The sequence below is a fragment of the Streptomyces sp. HUAS CB01 genome (assembly GCF_030406905.1).
GTDB lineage: Bacteria > Actinomycetota > Actinomycetes > Streptomycetales > Streptomycetaceae > Streptomyces > Streptomyces chengbuensis.
Genome location: NZ_CP129137.1, coordinates 1,218,481 through 1,233,586, shown reverse-complemented (window position 1 = coordinate 1,233,586; position 15,106 = coordinate 1,218,481). Strand labels below are relative to the sequence as shown.

The window sequence follows — 15,106 nt, the reverse complement described above, 5'->3', positions numbered from 1 at the left end:
CCGCATGCCTGGCGCGACCCCGCCGAGCCCCGCACGGACGCTTTCAACCAGCCGGATCCGCTCCGCGCTCTTAGGCTCGTCACATGTCCGAGGTGTTCGCTGTCCGCCGCAGCCGGCTGCGCGACCGGTGTGTCGCGGCCGGGAGCGCCGCGGCGCTGATCTCCCGGCCCGCCAACGTCCGTTACCTCGCAGGCGGCGCCCCGCCCGGCGCCGTACTGCTCCTGGGCCCCGCGGGGGAGTCGGCCGACGAACTGCTGTGCCCCACCGCGCCCACCGGCGACCCCGTCGACGGGCGTCTGGACGAGCAGCTCCGGCTGACCGTCCTCCCGGCGCACGGACACGACCCCGCCGTGGCCGCCGCGGAGAACGCCGCGGCGTCCGGGGCCGAGGCGCTCGCCGTCGAGGAGAACCACCTCACCGTCGCCCGCCACCGTGCCCTCGGCACCGTGGCGCCGGGCCTGCGGCTGACCGACCTGGACGGCGCCGTCGAGCAGCAGCGGATGGTGAAGGACGAGGACGAGATCGCCTGTCTGCGGATCGCCGCCGAGATCACCGACCAGGCCCTCGGCGAACTGCTGGAGTCCATCCTCGTCGGCCGCACCGAGCGCCATCTCGCCCTCGAGCTCGAACGCCGGCTCGTCGACCACGGCGCCGACGGTCCGGCCTTCCCCACGTCGGTCGCCACGGGGCCGAACGCCGGACGCCGCCGCCACCGGCCCTCGGACCGGCGCGTCGAGGAGGGCGATTTCCTCTCCGTCTGCCTCGGCGCCAACTATCGCGGCTACCGCTGCGAGATCGGCCGCACGTTCGTCATCGGCACCACTCCCGCGGACTGGCAGATCGACCTGTACGACGTCGTCTTCGCCGCTCAGAGGGCCGGTCGCGAGGCGCTGGTGCCCGGCGCCGGGTACCGGGACGTGGACCGCGCGGCCCGTCACCTCCTCGACTCGGCGGGGTACGGCGAGGGTCTCGCGCCCCTCACCGGCCACGGTGTGGGACTGGAAATCGACGAGGACCCGCAGCTGGCACCTGCGGCCATGGGTAAACTGGACGCTTGTGTGCCGGTCACCGTCGAACCGGGGGTCCACCTCCCGGGCCGGGGCGGAGTCCGGATCGATGACACGCTCGTCGTGCGCCAGGAGGCGGACGGCGGACCCGAGCTACTCACCATCACGACCAAGGAGCTGCTCGCGCTCTAGCTTCGCTGGCAGCGTGCACCTTCGCTTCTCCCCGGTCGTCCACCAGCGTCAGTCCAGGAGATTCCGCAACCGTGGCCACCACGAACGACCTCAAGAACGGCATGGTGCTCAAGCTCGACAACGACCAGCTCTGGTCCGTCGTCGAGTTCCAGCACGTCAAGCCCGGCAAGGGCCCGGCCTTCGTGCGCACCAAGCTCAAGAACGTGCTCTCCGGCAAGATCGTCGACAAGACCTTCAACGCCGGCGTGAAGGTCGAGACGGCCACCGTCGACCGCCGCGACATGCAGTTCTCGTACATGGACGGCGAGTACTTCGTGTTCATGGACATGCAGACGTACGACCAGCTGCACGTCGCCCGCAACGCCGTCGGCGACGCCGCCAACTTCCTCATCGAGGGCTTCACCGCCACCGTCGCGACGCACGAGGGCGAGGTGCTCTACGTCGAGCTGCCGGCCGCCGTCGAGCTCGTCATCCAGGAGACCGAGCCGGGCGTCCAGGGCGACCGCTCCACGGGCGGCACCAAGCCCGCCACCCTGGAGACCGGCTACACCATCCAGGTCCCGCTCTTCATCACCACCGGTGAGAAGATCAAGGTCGACACCCGTTCCGGCGACTACCTCGGCCGGGTGAACAGCTAACCGTGGCTGCCCGCAACAAGGCCCGCAAGCGCGCTTTCCAGATCCTCTTCGAGGCCGACCAGCGCGGTGCCTCCGTGCAGGAGGTCCTCGCGGACTGGATCCGGCACTCGCGGTCCGACGACCGCCAGCCGCCGGTCGGCGAGTACACGATGGAGCTGGTCGAGGGGTACGCGGAGCACGCGGACCGGATCGACGAGCTGATCGCCACGCACGCGGTCGGCTGGACGCTCGACCGGATGCCCGTCGTGGACCGCAACATCCTGCGCCTCGGTGCGTACGAGCTGGTGTGGGTGGACGGCACCCCGGACGCCGTGGTGATCGACGAGGCGGTACAGCTCGCCAAGGAGTTCTCGACCGACGACTCGCCGTCCTTCGTGAACGGCCTGCTGGGGCGTTTCAAGGACCTGAAGCCGACCCTCCGCGACGCGTAGGCCACGGCTGGGGCCAGGCGGAGCCACGAAGGCCCGCAGCACGGTGTGCTGCGGGCCTTCGGCGTAGCCGGAGGAGCCCGCGGGCCGGGCGTGCCGGGACGTGCCGCCCATGACCGTCGCCGGAGGCGCTCACCGCGCCGCCCGGCCCGCCGCGGCGGGCCGGGGCGTGGGCGAACGGCACGCACGCCCCCGGCGAAGCCGCAGCCCGTTCCACGGGTGCTTCCCGGGAGAGGCGCCGGCGGACCGCCCGGCGACCCGGGTCCCCGCAGAACGCCGCCGGGCCGTGGGAGGCAGCCCCTCCCACGGCCCGGCGGCAACGTTTCTGCTGTTGTGGCGTCAGCCCTCTTCGTGGGCGACCGCGCGACGCGCGTCGGCGTCCAGCACGCCCCAGCTGATCAGCTGCTCGGTGAGCACCGACGGCGACTGGTCGTAGATGACGGCAAGCGTGCGCAGGTCGTCCTGCCGGATCGAGAGCACCTTGCCGTTGTAGTCACCGCGCTGGCTCTGGATGGTCGCCGCGTAACGCTGCAGCGGTCCGGCCTTCTCGGCGGGGACGTGGGCAAGACGCTCGAGGTCGAGCACGAGCTTCGGCGGCGGCTCGGCGGCGCCACCCGGCGTGGTGCCTGGAAGGAGCTCCTGCACCGGTACACCGTAGAAGTCCGCCAGCTCGGCCAGGCGCTGAACGGTCACGGCGCGGTCCCCGCGCTCGTACGACCCGACGACGACGGCCTTCCAGCGGCCCTGGGACTTCTCCTCCACCCCGTGGAGCGAGAGCCCCTGCTGGGTACGGATGGCGCGGAGCTTGGCCCCGAGCTGTTTTGCGTATTCGCTGGACATATAGCTCCCCGGACGCTGTATCACGTGCGGCTCGGCCGCGCGGCTGGTCACTCACTGTGAAGGTTACGCAGCGTTACTTGGCCACGTCAAGCCGAATGGTCCGTACGCTCCTCCCGAGGGGGTGGTCGGGAGCCTCCCGCGGGCCCTGGTACCGTGGACGGCGCAAATCCGACGTCCTTTAAGGTCCGTCCCGTGAGGCGGAGAAGGAGGTCCGTTTCGTATGGACGCACACACTTCCGATGCCGCGCGCCCCGTCCTCGAGGGCCCCGACATCGCGCGGGTACTGACCCGCATCGCCCACGAGATCGTCGAGCGCGCCAAGGGCGCCGACGACGTGGTGCTCCTCGGCATCCCGACGCGCGGCGTCTTCCTGGCCGACCGGCTCGCCGCCAAGCTCGCCGGGATCACCGGCCGCACCATCCCCGTCGGCTCGCTCGACATCACCATGTACCGCGACGACCTGCGGCTCCGTCCCGCCCGTGCCCTCGCCCGCACGGACATCCCGGCCGACGGGATCGACGGCCGCCTGGTCGTCCTCGTCGACGACGTGCTCTTCTCCGGGCGCACCATCCGCGCCGCCCTCGACGCGCTGAACGACATCGGCCGTCCGCGCGCCGTCCAGCTCGCGGTCCTGGTGGACCGGGGCCACCGCGAGCTGCCCATCCGCGCCGACTACGTCGGCAAGAACCTCCCGACGTCGCTGCGGGAGACGGTCAAGGTCCAGCTCTCCGAGGAGGACGGTCGCGACACCGTGCTCCTGGGCGTGCGGGAGACCGCCCCGTCCGGCGAGCAGTAGCACCCCCGTACGGCCCCCGTTCCGCCCTACGGGCAGCGCTCGCGCGCCCGCATGCCCGCACATCTCCACACCCTGGAGCACACCAAGATGAAGCGTCACCTCATCTCGGCCGCCGACCTCACCCGTGACGACGCCGTCCTGATCCTCGACACCGCCGAGGAGATGGCCCGGGTCGCCGACCGGCCGATCAAGAAGCTGCCCACCCTGCGCGGCCGGACCGTCGTCAACCTCTTCTTCGAGGACTCGACCCGGACCCGGATCTCCTTCGAGGCGGCCGAGAAGCGGCTGTCCGCGGACGTCATCAACTTCGCCGCCAAGGGCTCGTCCGTCTCCAAGGGCGAGTCGCTCAAGGACACCGCACAGACGCTGGAGGCGATGGGCGTCGACGCCGTCGTCATCCGGCACGGTGCCTCCGGCGCCCCCTACCGGCTCGCGACCTCCGGCTGGATCGACGCCGCGGTCATCAACGCCGGTGACGGCACCCACCAGCACCCCACCCAGTCGCTGCTCGACGCCTTCACCATGCGCCGCCGCCTCGTGGGCCGGGACGCCGGCCTCGGGCAGGACCTCGCGGGCAAGCGGATCACGATCGTCGGCGACATCCTGCACAGCCGCGTCGCCCGCTCCAACGTGGACCTGCTGCACACGCTCGGCGCCGAGGTCACCCTGGTCGCCCCGCCCACCCTGCTGCCCGTCGGCGTCGGCCACTGGCCCTGCGAGGTCTCGTACGACCTGGACAGCACGCTGCCGAAGAGCGACGCGGTGATGATGCTGCGGGTGCAGCGCGAGCGCATGAACGCGGCCTTCTTCCCGACCGAGCGCGAGTACTCGCGGCGCTACGGCCTCGACGGCGACCGCATGGCCAAGATGCCCGAGCACGCCATCGTGATGCACCCCGGCCCCATGGTGCGCGGCATGGAGATCACCGCCGAGGTCGCCGACTCCGACCGCTGCACCGCCATCGAGCAGGTGGCCAACGGTGTGCACACCCGTATGGCGGTCCTCTACCTGCTTCTCGGCGGCAACGAGCCCGCCGTCACCCACGCCCGTACCGAGGAGACGAAGTAACCCATGAGCAAGATCCTTATCCGTGGCGCGAAGGTGCTCGGCGGCGAGGCGCAGGACGTCCTGATCGACGGCGAGACCATCGCCGAGGTCGGCACCGGGATCGCGGCCGGCGACGCCACCGTCGTCGAGGCCGAGGGCAGGATCCTGCTGCCAGGCCTGGTCGATCTCCACACCCATCTGCGCGAGCCCGGCCGTGAGGACTCCGAGACCGTCCTCACCGGCACCCGCGCGGCCGCGAGCGGCGGCTTCACGGCCGTGTTCGCCATGGCCAACACCTTCCCCGTCGCCGACACCGCGGGCGTCGTCGAGCAGGTGTGGCGGCTCGGCAAGGAGCACGGCTACTGCGACGTCCAGCCCATCGGCGCCGTCACCGTCGGCCTGGAGGGCAAGAAGCTCGCCGAACTCGGCGCCATGCACGACTCCGCCGCCGCCGTCACCGTCTTCTCCGACGACGGCAAGTGCGTCGACGACGCCGTGATCATGCGCCGGGCCCTGGAGTACGTGAAGGCCTTCGGCGGCGTCGTCGCCCAGCACGCCCAGGAGCCGCGGCTCACCGAGGGCGCCCAGATGAACGAGGGCGTCGTCTCCGCCGAGCTGGGCCTGGGCGGCTGGCCGGCCGTCGCCGAGGAGTCGATCATCGCCCGGGACGTGCTGCTGGCCGAGCACGTCGGCTCCCGCGTCCACATCTGCCATCTGTCGACCGCCGGTTCCGTCGCGATCGTCCGCTGGGCCAAGTCCCGCGGCATCGACGTCACCGCCGAGGTCACCCCGCACCACCTGCTCCTCACCGACGAGCTGGTCCGCACGTACAACCCGGTCTACAAGGTCAACCCGCCCCTGCGCACCGAGCGGGACGTGATGGCGCTGCGCGAGGCCCTGGCCGACGGCACGATCGACATCGTCGCCACGGACCACGCCCCGCACCCGCACGAGGACAAGGACTGCGAGTGGGCCGCGGCCGCGATGGGCATGGTCGGCCTCGAGACCGCGCTCTCCGTCGTCCAGCACACGATGGTCGACACCGGGCTGCTGACCTGGGAGGGCGTCGCCGACCGGATGTCGTTCAAGCCCGCCCGGATCGGCCGCGCGGAGGGCCACGGCCGGCCCGTCTCGGCAGGTGAGCCCGCCAACCTCACCCTGCTCGATCCGGCATACCGTGGAACCGTGGACCCCGCGGGCTTCGCCTCCCGCAGCCGCAACACCCCCTACGAGGGCCGTGAGCTGCCGGGGCGCGTCACCCACACGTTTCTGCGGGGCCGCGCGACGCTCATGGACGGGAAGCTGGCGTGACGACACCACTCATCATTCAGGCGGCCGAAGAGGTCGAGCGGAAGTCGGCGGAGGTGACCGACTGGGCCGCACGGCTCGGCTGGGTCGCCGGACTGCTGCTCTTCATCGCCCTCGTCTACTGGCTGATGCGCCAGGGCTGGAAGTGGCGGGGCGAACTCCAGTCGGGCCTGCCCGAGCTCCCGACCGCCCCCGAGGACGCCGGTGAGGCGAAGCTCCGGCTCAGCGGCCGCTACCACGGCTCCACGACCGCCGGGCAGTGGCTCGACCGGATCGTGGCCCGCGGTCTGGGCAACCGCAGCCGCGTCGAGCTGACGCTCGGCGACGCCGGGATCGACGTCGTGCGCCCGGGCGCCGCCGACTTCTTCATCCCGGCCGCGGCCCTGCGCGGGGCCCGCCTCGACAAGGGCATCGCCGGGAAGGTCCTCACCGAGGGCGGTCTGCTGGTCGTCACCTGGGAGCACGGCGACCGGCTGATCGACTCCGGCTTCCGCTCGGACCGTGCCGCCGGGCACTCGGCCTGGGTCGAGGCCCTCAACTCCATGACCAAGAACGACACGACGGAAGGCGCCGCACGATGACGACCTCCACCAGGGGAACCCGAGTTCCCGCCGTACTCGTCCTGGAGGACGGCCGCACGTTCCGCGGCCGCGCCTACGGGGCCATGGGGGTGACCTTCGGCGAGGCGGTGTTCTCCACCGGCATGACCGGCTACCAGGAGACCCTCACCGACCCGTCGTACCACCGCCAGGTCGTCGTGATGACCGCCCCGCACGTCGGCAACACCGGCGTCAACGACGAGGACCCCGAGTCGGCGCGCATCTGGGTGTCCGGCTACGTCGTCCGCGACCCCGCCCGCGTCCCCTCCAACTGGCGCTCCCGCCGCTCCCTCGACGAGGAGCTCGCGGCCCAGGGCGTGGTCGGCATCAGCGGCGTCGACACCCGCGCCCTCACCCGCCATCTGCGGGAGCGCGGCGCGATGCGCGTCGGCATCTTCTCCGGCAACGCGCTGCCCGACGAGGGCACGATGCTCGCCGAGGTCCGCCAGGCGCCGGAGATGAAGGGCGCCGACCTCTCGGCGGAGGTCGCCACGAAGGAGGCGTACGTCGTCCCCGCGCTCGGACCCGACGGCGAAGCCGTACCGGTCGGCACGGCGAGGTTCACCGTCGCCGCCGTCGACCTCGGCATCAAGGGCATGACCCCGCACCGCATGGCCGAACGCGGCATCGAGGTGCACGTACTGCCCGCCACCGCCACGGTCGAGGACGTGTACGCGGTCGCCCCCGACGGCGTGTTCTTCTCCAACGGCCCCGGTGACCCGGCCACCGCCGACCACGCCGTCTCCGTCATGCGGGGCGTGCTGGAGCGCAGGACCCCGCTCTTCGGCATCTGCTTCGGCAACCAGATCCTGGGCCGCGCGCTCGGCTTCGGCACGTACAAGCTCAAGTACGGCCACCGCGGCATCAACCAGCCCGTGCAGGACCGCACGACCGGCAAGGTCGAGGTCACCGCGCACAACCACGGCTTCGCCGTGGACGCCCCTCTCGACAAGGTCTCCGAGACCCCCTACGGCCGCGCCGAGGTCTCCCACGTCTGCCTCAACGACGACGTGGTGGAGGGCCTCCAGCTGCTCGACCGGCCGGCCTTCAGCGTCCAGTACCACCCCGAAGCGGCCGCGGGCCCGCACGATGCCGCGTACCTGTTCGACCGCTTCGTCTCCCTGATGGAGGGCCAGCGTGCCTAAGCGCACCGATATCCAGTCCGTCCTGGTCATCGGCTCCGGCCCGATCGTCATCGGTCAGGCAGCCGAGTTCGACTACTCCGGCACCCAGGCCTGCCGGGTCCTCAAGTCCGAGGGCCTGCGCGTCGTCCTGGTGAACTCCAACCCGGCGACGATCATGACCGACCCGGAGATCGCCGACGCCACGTACGTGGAGCCGATCACGCCGGAGTTCGTCGAGAAGATCATCGCCAAGGAGCGCCCCGACGCGCTCCTGCCCACCCTCGGCGGCCAGACCGCGCTCAACACCGCGATCTCCCTCCACGAGGCCGGGACGCTGGAGAAGTACGGCGTCGAGCTGATCGGTGCCAACGTCGAGGCCATCAACAAGGGCGAGGACCGCGACCTCTTCAAGGAGGTCGTCGAGGCCGTCAACCGCAAGATCGGCCACGGCGAGTCCGCCCGCTCCGTGATCTGCCACTCCATGGACGACGTCCTCCAGGGCGTCGAGACCCTCGGCGGCTACCCCGTGGTCGTCCGTCCCTCCTTCACCATGGGCGGCGCGGGCTCCGGCTTCGCGCACGACGAGGACGAGCTGCGCCGCATCGCCGGCCAGGGCCTGACCCTCTCGCCCACCACCGAGGTGCTCCTGGAGGAGTCCATCCTCGGCTGGAAGGAGTACGAGCTGGAGCTGATGCGCGACAAGAACGACAACGTCGTGGTCGTCTGCTCCATCGAGAACTTCGACCCCATGGGCGTGCACACGGGCGACTCGATCACGGTCGCGCCCGCGATGACGCTGACCGACCGCGAGTACCAGATCCTGCGGGACATCGGCATCGCCGTCATCCGCGAGGTGGGTGTCGACACGGGTGGCTGCAACATCCAGTTCGCCGTCGACCCCGTGGACGGCCGGGTCATCGTCATCGAGATGAACCCGCGGGTGTCCCGCTCCTCCGCCCTGGCCTCCAAGGCCACCGGATTCCCGATCGCGAAGATCGCGGCGCGGCTGGCCGTCGGGTACACCCTCGACGAGATCCCCAACGACATCACGGAGCAGACGCCGGCCTCCTTCGAGCCGACGCTCGACTACGTGGTCGTCAAGGCCCCGCGCTTCGCCTTCGAGAAGTTCCCCTCCGCGGACAGCACGCTCACCACGACCATGAAGTCCGTGGGCGAGGCCATGGCCATCGGCCGCAACTTCACCGAGGCCCTGCAGAAGGCCCTGCGCTCCCTGGAGAAGAAGGGCAGCCAGTTCGACTTCGTCACCGAACCCGGCGACAAGGACGAGCTGCTGCGCGAGGCGGGCCGCCCGACCGACGGCCGCATCAACACGGTCATGGAGGCCATCCGCGCCGGGGCCACTCCGCAGGAGGTCTTCGAGGCCTCGAAGATCGACCCCTGGTTCGTCGACCAGCTCTTCCTGATCAAGGAGATCGCCGACGACCTGGCCGCCGCCGAGAAGCTCGACCCCGGGCTGCTGGCCGAGGCGAAGCGCCACGGCTTCTCGGACGCCCAGATCGGCGGCATCCGCGGGCTGCGCGAGGACGTCGTCCGCGAGGTGCGCCACGCGCTGGGCATCCGCCCGGTCTACAAGACCGTCGACACCTGCGCCGCCGAGTTCGCCGCGAAGACCCCGTACTTCTACTCGTCCTACGACGAGGAGTCCGAGGTCGCCCCGCGCGAGAAGCCCGCGGTGATCATCCTGGGCTCCGGCCCGAACCGCATCGGCCAGGGCATCGAGTTCGACTACTCCTGCGTCCACGCCTCCTTCGCGCTCCACGACGCCGGCTACGAGACCGTCATGGTCAACTGCAACCCCGAGACGGTCTCCACCGACTACGACACCTCCGACCGGCTGTACTTCGAGCCGCTCACCCTGGAGGACGTCCTGGAGATCGTGCACGCGGAGCAGCAGGCCGGTCCGGTCGCCGGTGTGGTCGTCCAGCTCGGCGGACAGACCCCGCTCGGTCTCTCGCAGGCCCTCAAGGACAACGGCGTCCCGATCGTCGGCACGTCGCCCGAGGCCATCCACGCCGCCGAGGACCGCGGCGCCTTCGGCCGGGTGCTCGCCGACGCCGGCCTCCCGGCGCCCAAGCACGGCACCGCGACCACCTTCGCCGAGGCCAAGGCCATCGCCGACGAGATCGGCTACCCGGTGCTCGTCCGGCCGTCGTACGTGCTCGGCGGCCGCGGCATGGAGATCGTCTACGACGAGACCCGCCTCCAGGCGTACATCTCGGAGTCCACCGAGATCGGCCCCGACCGGCCGGTCCTGGTCGACCGCTTCCTCGACGACGCCATCGAGATCGACGTGGACGCCCTCTACGACGGCTCCGAGCTGTACCTCGGCGGTGTCATGGAGCACATCGAGGAAGCCGGCATCCACTCCGGCGACTCGGCCTGCGCCCTGCCCCCGATCACCCTCGGCGGCTTCGACGTCAAGCGTCTGCGGGCGTCGACCGAGGCCATCGCCCGCGGTGTCGGGGTGCGCGGACTGATCAACATCCAGTTCGCGATGGCCGGCGACATCCTGTACGTGCTGGAGGCCAACCCGCGCGCCTCCCGCACGGTCCCGTTCACCTCGAAGGCGACCGCCGTGCCGCTGGCCAAGGCCGCCGCCCGGATCTCGCTGGGCGCCACCGTCGCCGAACTGCGCGAGGAGGGCCTGCTGCCGGCCCACGGTGACGGGGGCACCCTCCCGCTGGACGCCCCGATCTCCGTCAAGGAGGCCGTGATGCCGTGGAGCCGCTTCCGCGACATCCACGGGCGCGGCGTCGACACCATCCTCGGTCCCGAGATGCGCTCCACGGGCGAGGTCATGGGCATCGACAGCGTCTTCGGCACGGCGTACGCGAAGTCGCAGGCCGGGGCCTACGGACCGCTGCCCACCAAGGGCCGCGCCTTCATCTCCGTCGCCAACCGCGACAAGCGTTCGATGATCTTCCCGGCCCGCGAGCTCGTCGCGCACGGTTTCGAACTGCTCGCCACCTCCGGCACCGCCGAGGTGCTCAAGCGCAACGGCATCCACGCGACCGTCGTGCGCAAGCAGTCCGAGGGCGAGGGCCCCGGCGGTGAGAGGACCATCGTCCAGCTCATCCACGACGGGCAGGTCGACCTGATCGTCAACACGCCGTACGGCACGGGCGGCCGCCTCGACGGCTACGACATCCGCACCGCGGCCGTGGCCCGCGGCGTGCCCTGCCTGACGACGGTCCAGGCGCTCGCCGCCGCGGTCCAGGGCATCGACGCGCTCAACCTCGGCGGGGTGGGCGTCCGTTCGCTCCAGGAACACGCGGAACAGCTGATCGCGGCCCGCGACTAGCAGCCCACGAGGGGGACACCGAACCGGTGTCCCCCTCTTCGTGAGGACACCCGTCTTCGTGAGGACACACAGGACACCACTGAGATGTACAAGTTCTTCTTCAACCTGGTCTTCAAGCGGATGGACCCGGAGGAGGCCCACCACCTCGCCTTCCGGTGGATCCGGCTCGCGGCGCGCGTCCCCGTGCTGCGCACCTTCGTCGCCGCCGCGCTCGCACCCCGCTACGAGGAACTGCGCACCGAGGCACTCGGCCTGCGGATGCACGGCCCCTTCGGCCTCGCCGCCGGCTTCGACAAGAACGCCGTCGCCATCGACGGCATGTCCATGCTCGGGTTCGACCACGTCGAGATCGGCACGGTCACGGCACAGCCCCAGCCGGGCAATCCCCGGAAGCGGCTCTTCCGGCTCGTGCCCGACCGCGCGCTGATCAACCGCATGGGCTTCAACAACGACGGCTCGGCCGCCGTCGCCGCCCGGCTCGCCGCCCGCCGGGAGATCTTCCGCACGGTCGTCGGCGTCAACATCGGCAAGACCAAGGTCGTCCCCGAGGAGGAGGCCGTCGGCGACTACGTGACCTCCACCGAGCGGCTCGCCGCCCACGCGGACTACCTCGTGGTCAACGTCAGCTCCCCGAACACCCCCGGCCTGCGGAACCTCCAGGCCACGGAGGCCCTGCGCCCCCTGCTCAGCGCGGTGCGCGAAGCCGCCGACCGCACGGTCACGGGCCGCCGCGTCCCCCTCCTGGTCAAGATCGCCCCGGACCTCGCCGACGAGGACGTGGACGCCGTCGCCGACCTCGCCGTCGAACTGGGCCTGGACGGGATCATCGCCACCAACACCACGATCGCCCGCGACGGCCTCGGCCTGAAGTCCGACCCGGCCCTGGTGAAGGAGACCGGCGGACTCTCCGGCGCCCCCGTCAAGGAGCGCTCCCTGGCGGTGCTCCGCCGCCTGTACGCGCGGGTCGGCGACCGCATCACCCTGGTCGGCGTGGGCGGCATCGAGAACGCCGAGGACGCCTGGCAGCGGATCCTGGCCGGCGCCACCCTCGTCCAGGGCTACAGCGCCTTCGTCTACGAGGGCCCGTTCTACGCCCGGGCCGTCCACAAGGGCCTGGCCGCACGGCTGGCCGCGAGCCCGTACGCCACCCTCGCCGAGGCCGTCGGCGCCGAGACCCGGAAGGCAGCGACCGCATGACCCCCCTGGAACCCTTCGGCGCCCGGCTGCGCCACGCCATGGACACCCGCGGGCCGCTGTGCGTCGGGATCGATCCGCACGCCTCGCTGCTCACCGCGTGGGGACTGAACGACGACGTCAACGGCCTGGAGCGGTTCACCCGCACGGTCGTCGAGGCGCTCGCCGACCGGGTCGCCGTCCTCAAGCCGCAGTCCGCGTTCTTCGAGCGCTTCGGCTCGCGCGGCATCGCGGTGCTGGAGAAGGCCGTCGAGGAGTCCCGGGCCGCCGGCGCGCTGGTCCTCATGGACGCCAAGCGCGGCGACATCGGCTCCACCATGGGTGCCTACGCGGAGGCGTTCCTGCGCAAGGACTCGCCGCTGTTCTCCGACGCCGTGACGGTCTCGCCGTACCTCGGCTTCGGATCGCTGCGCCCGGCGCTCGACCAGGCCGTCCTCAGCGGCTGCGGGGTCTTCGTCCTCGCGCTCACCTCGAACCCGGAGGGCGCCGAGGTCCAGCGGGCCACGGCGTCCCGCGGCGGTTCGCTGGCCCAGCTCATGCTGAACCACATGGCCGACGAGAACGCCGGGGCGGACCCGATGGGCCCGGTCGGCGCGGTGGTCGGCGCCACGCTCGGCGACGCGGGCGTGGACCTGGACATCAACGGCCCGCTCCTCGCGCCGGGCATCGGCGCCCAGGGCGCGACCCCGGCGGACCTGCCCCGCGTGTTCGGGTCCGCCGTGCGCAACGTCGTGCCCAGCGTGAGCCGCGGCGTCCTGCGCCACGGCCCGGACCCGGCCGGCCTGCGCGAGGCCGCGGAGCGCTTCGCCGACGAGATCCGCGTGGCGGTCGCCGGCGCGTGACGGCCGCGAGGGGCCCCGGGCAGGCTCCCGGCCTGTTCCGGGGTCCGTTCCCGGTCCGTCGCGAGGTCCTTCACGGGGTCCTTCACGGGGTCCGGACGGGCCCGCCGGCGCGCAGCCCGGCCCTCCGAGGGCCCTGCCGAGCCGCTCGGCAGGGCCCTCATCTGCGCCTTCGACCGTCGTTTTCTTGACAGAAAGCGGGTCAGTATGTCTGGAATATCCAGGTCGGCCGATGCTGACCAGGACTTTTCCGCTGTTCTCGCTGACTGGAGCGGTCTCGGCCGCTAGTCTCCGTCGAGAGTCAGCGAAGCAACGTCACTGCGTTGTTCGTTGCTCGCCTGGTGTGGGCCGACTAGGTTCCTCACCGGTCCGTATCCGACAGTTCGACATCCGAGGTGACGTAGGCGTGGCTCTTCCGCCCCTTACCCCTGAACAGCGCGCAGCCGCGCTCGAAAAGGCCGCCGCGGCTCGCCGGGAGCGGGCCGAGGTCAAGAATCGACTCAAGCACTCCGGCGCCTCCCTCCACGAGGTCATCAAGCAGGGCCAGGAGAACAACGTCATCGGCAAGATGAAGGTCTCCGCCCTGCTCGAGTCGCTCCCCGGCGTCGGCAAGGTCCGTGCCAAGCAGATCATGGAGCGACTGGGCATCTCCGAGAGCCGCCGTGTGCGGGGTCTCGGCTCGAACCAGATCGCGTCGCTCGAGCGCGAGTTCGGCGGCGGCGCCGCCTGACGTTCCCGGGCACTCCCGAGAACCTGGATAATCGCTGCATGGCAGCAGAGGCACGTCCGCGGCTGACCGTGCTCTCCGGCCCTTCCGGGGTCGGCAAGAGCACGGTCGTCGCCCATATGCGCAAGGTCCACCCCGAGGTCTGGCTCTCGGTGTCGGCCACCACCCGGAAGCCGCGCCCCGGCGAGCGTCACGGCGTCCAGTACTTCTTCGTCGGCGACGACGAGTTCGACAAGCTGGTCGCCAACGGCGAGCTGCTGGAATGGGCCGAGTTCGCGGGCAACCGCTACGGCACTCCGCGCCGTGCGGTCCAGGAGCGCCTGGAGGCCGGGGAGCCGGTTCTCCTGGAGATCGACCTCCAGGGTGCCCGTCAGGTCAAGGAGTCCATGCCGGCCTCGCAGCTGGTCTTCCTGGCTCCGCCGAGCTGGGACGAGCTCGTCCGCCGTCTCACCGGCCGCGGCACCGAGGCCCCCGACGTCATCGAGCGGCGTCTCGAGGCCGCGAAGGTCGAGCTGGCGGCGGAGTCGGAGTTCGACACCACCCTGGTCAACACCTCCGTCGAGGACGTCGCGCGCGAGCTGCTAGCCTTGATGGAAGTTGTCTGATCTTTCTGATTTCCCCGTAGTTTCTTCGGAAGGCTAGAGCGTGTCCTCTTCCATGACCGCGCCCGAGGGCATCATCAACCCGCCGATCGACGAGCTGCTCGAGGCAACCGACTCGAAGTACAGCCTGGTGATCTACGCGGCCAAGCGCGCGCGTCAGATCAACGCGTACTACTCGCAGCTCGGTGAGGGTCTCCTCGAGTACGTCGGTCCGCTGGTGGACACCCACGTGCACGAGAAGCCCCTCTCGATCTCCCTGCGCGAGATCAACGCGGGCCTGCTGACCTCCGAGGCCGTCGAGGGTCCGGCCCAGTAGTACCCGCCCGGGACCGGCCGCAGCCGTCCCCGGGAGCAACCGGCACTGTCACCACAGGCCCGGCGGAGCACCCGCCGGGCCTGTGGTGTGTCATAGAGGCGGTACGTATCGCCATCGGTGGGGAGCG

15 protein-coding genes are annotated in these 15,106 nt (G+C 71.0%); 14 read left to right on the top strand and 1 reads right to left on the bottom strand.

Features of this window, described 5'->3' with window-relative positions; all coding sequences use genetic code 11:
• Positions 1-83: 83 nt before the first annotated feature.
• The 3 genes from QRN89_RS05505 (at position 84) to nusB (ending at position 2,268) form a co-directional block, all read left to right on the top strand.
• The gene (locus QRN89_RS05505; RefSeq protein WP_290348225.1) at positions 84-1,199 is read left to right on the top strand and encodes an aminopeptidase P family protein; all 1,116 of its coding nucleotides are present in this window, start codon (positions 84-86) and stop codon (positions 1,197-1,199) included.
• A gap of 71 nt (positions 1,200-1,270) precedes the next feature.
• Positions 1,271-1,837: an elongation factor P gene (gene efp, locus QRN89_RS05500; RefSeq protein WP_018892597.1), complete on the top strand. Its 567-nt coding sequence runs from the start codon at positions 1,271-1,273 to the stop codon at positions 1,835-1,837.
• A gap of 2 nt (positions 1,838-1,839) precedes the next feature.
• Positions 1,840-2,268, top strand: coding sequence for a transcription antitermination factor NusB (gene nusB, locus QRN89_RS05495; RefSeq protein WP_290348224.1), 429 nt, complete (start codon positions 1,840-1,842; stop codon positions 2,266-2,268).
• Positions 2,269-2,604: 336 nt separating this feature from the next.
• On the opposite strand, the gene bldD is transcribed toward nusB, so the two are convergent.
• Positions 2,605-3,105: a transcriptional regulator BldD gene (gene bldD / locus QRN89_RS05490; RefSeq protein WP_017945577.1), complete on the bottom strand. Its 501-nt coding sequence runs from the start codon at positions 3,103-3,105 to the stop codon at positions 2,605-2,607.
• A gap of 220 nt (positions 3,106-3,325) precedes the next feature.
• Between bldD and pyrR the strand changes: the two genes are divergently transcribed.
• The 11 genes from pyrR to rpoZ all read left to right on the top strand — a co-directional run bounded on the left by pyrR (position 3,326) and on the right by rpoZ (position 14,979).
• Positions 3,326-3,901: a bifunctional pyr operon transcriptional regulator/uracil phosphoribosyltransferase PyrR gene (pyrR, locus tag QRN89_RS05485; protein WP_290348223.1), complete on the top strand. Its 576-nt coding sequence runs from the start codon at positions 3,326-3,328 to the stop codon at positions 3,899-3,901.
• An 87-nt stretch (positions 3,902-3,988) separates the two neighbouring features.
• Positions 3,989-4,969 carry an aspartate carbamoyltransferase catalytic subunit gene (locus QRN89_RS05480; protein ID WP_290353573.1) on the top strand — a complete coding sequence of 327 codons (981 nt, stop codon included), beginning with the start codon at positions 3,989-3,991 and terminating at the stop codon, positions 4,967-4,969.
• Between the two features lie 3 nt (positions 4,970-4,972).
• On the top strand, positions 4,973-6,259 hold the full coding sequence (locus QRN89_RS05475; protein ID WP_290348222.1) for a dihydroorotase: 1,287 nt from the start codon (positions 4,973-4,975) through the stop codon (positions 6,257-6,259).
• The gene (locus QRN89_RS05470; protein WP_290348221.1) at positions 6,256-6,837 is read left to right on the top strand and encodes a PH-like domain-containing protein; all 582 of its coding nucleotides are present in this window, start codon (positions 6,256-6,258) and stop codon (positions 6,835-6,837) included. Before QRN89_RS05475 ends, QRN89_RS05470 begins: the two co-directional genes overlap by 4 nt.
• On the top strand, positions 6,834-8,000 hold the full coding sequence (carA, locus tag QRN89_RS05465; RefSeq protein WP_290348220.1) for a glutamine-hydrolyzing carbamoyl-phosphate synthase small subunit: 1,167 nt from the start codon (positions 6,834-6,836) through the stop codon (positions 7,998-8,000). The genes QRN89_RS05470 and carA overlap by 4 nt, the downstream gene beginning before the upstream one ends.
• Positions 7,993-11,301: a carbamoyl-phosphate synthase large subunit gene (carB, locus tag QRN89_RS05460; RefSeq protein WP_290348219.1), complete on the top strand. Its 3,309-nt coding sequence runs from the start codon at positions 7,993-7,995 to the stop codon at positions 11,299-11,301. The genes carA and carB overlap by 8 nt, the downstream gene beginning before the upstream one ends.
• An 84-nt stretch (positions 11,302-11,385) precedes the next feature.
• Entirely contained in the window at positions 11,386-12,498 is a 1,113-nt protein-coding gene (locus QRN89_RS05455; RefSeq protein ID WP_290348218.1) for a quinone-dependent dihydroorotate dehydrogenase, read from the top strand.
• Entirely contained in the window at positions 12,495-13,337 is an 843-nt protein-coding gene (gene pyrF, locus QRN89_RS05450; RefSeq protein WP_290348217.1) for an orotidine-5'-phosphate decarboxylase, read from the top strand. Before QRN89_RS05455 ends, pyrF begins: the two co-directional genes overlap by 4 nt.
• A gap of 403 nt (positions 13,338-13,740) precedes the next feature.
• Positions 13,741-14,064 (top strand): integration host factor, encoded by a 324-nt coding sequence (locus tag QRN89_RS05445; protein WP_093658266.1) that lies wholly within the window; start codon positions 13,741-13,743, stop codon positions 14,062-14,064.
• 38 nt (positions 14,065-14,102) lie between these two features.
• Positions 14,103-14,666, top strand: a complete 564-nt coding sequence (gmk, locus tag QRN89_RS05440; RefSeq protein WP_290348216.1) for a guanylate kinase — start codon at positions 14,103-14,105, stop codon at positions 14,664-14,666.
• Between the two features lie 40 nt (positions 14,667-14,706).
• Positions 14,707-14,979, top strand: coding sequence for a DNA-directed RNA polymerase subunit omega (rpoZ, locus tag QRN89_RS05435; RefSeq protein WP_290348215.1), 273 nt, complete (start codon positions 14,707-14,709; stop codon positions 14,977-14,979).
• Positions 14,980-15,106: the final 127 nt, after the last annotated feature.

What these genes read in the sequence shown, in the direction of transcription:
- bldD (WP_017945577.1), bottom strand. Translation starts at nt 3,105, where the DNA reads ATGTCCAGCGAATACGCAAAACAGCTCGGGGCCAAGCTCCGCGCCATC.
- carA (WP_290348220.1), top strand. Translation starts at nt 6,834, where the DNA reads ATGACGACCTCCACCAGGGGAACCCGAGTTCCCGCCGTACTCGTCCTG.
- QRN89_RS05455 (WP_290348218.1), top strand. Translation starts at nt 11,386, where the DNA reads ATGTACAAGTTCTTCTTCAACCTGGTCTTCAAGCGGATGGACCCGGAG.
- QRN89_RS05505 (WP_290348225.1), top strand. Translation starts at nt 84, where the DNA reads ATGTCCGAGGTGTTCGCTGTCCGCCGCAGCCGGCTGCGCGACCGGTGT.
- QRN89_RS05480 (WP_290353573.1), top strand. Translation starts at nt 3,989, where the DNA reads ATGAAGCGTCACCTCATCTCGGCCGCCGACCTCACCCGTGACGACGCC.
- QRN89_RS05475 (WP_290348222.1), top strand. Translation starts at nt 4,973, where the DNA reads ATGAGCAAGATCCTTATCCGTGGCGCGAAGGTGCTCGGCGGCGAGGCG.
- gmk (WP_290348216.1), top strand. Translation starts at nt 14,103, where the DNA reads ATGGCAGCAGAGGCACGTCCGCGGCTGACCGTGCTCTCCGGCCCTTCC.
- pyrR (WP_290348223.1), top strand. Translation starts at nt 3,326, where the DNA reads ATGGACGCACACACTTCCGATGCCGCGCGCCCCGTCCTCGAGGGCCCC.
- pyrF (WP_290348217.1), top strand. Translation starts at nt 12,495, where the DNA reads ATGACCCCCCTGGAACCCTTCGGCGCCCGGCTGCGCCACGCCATGGAC.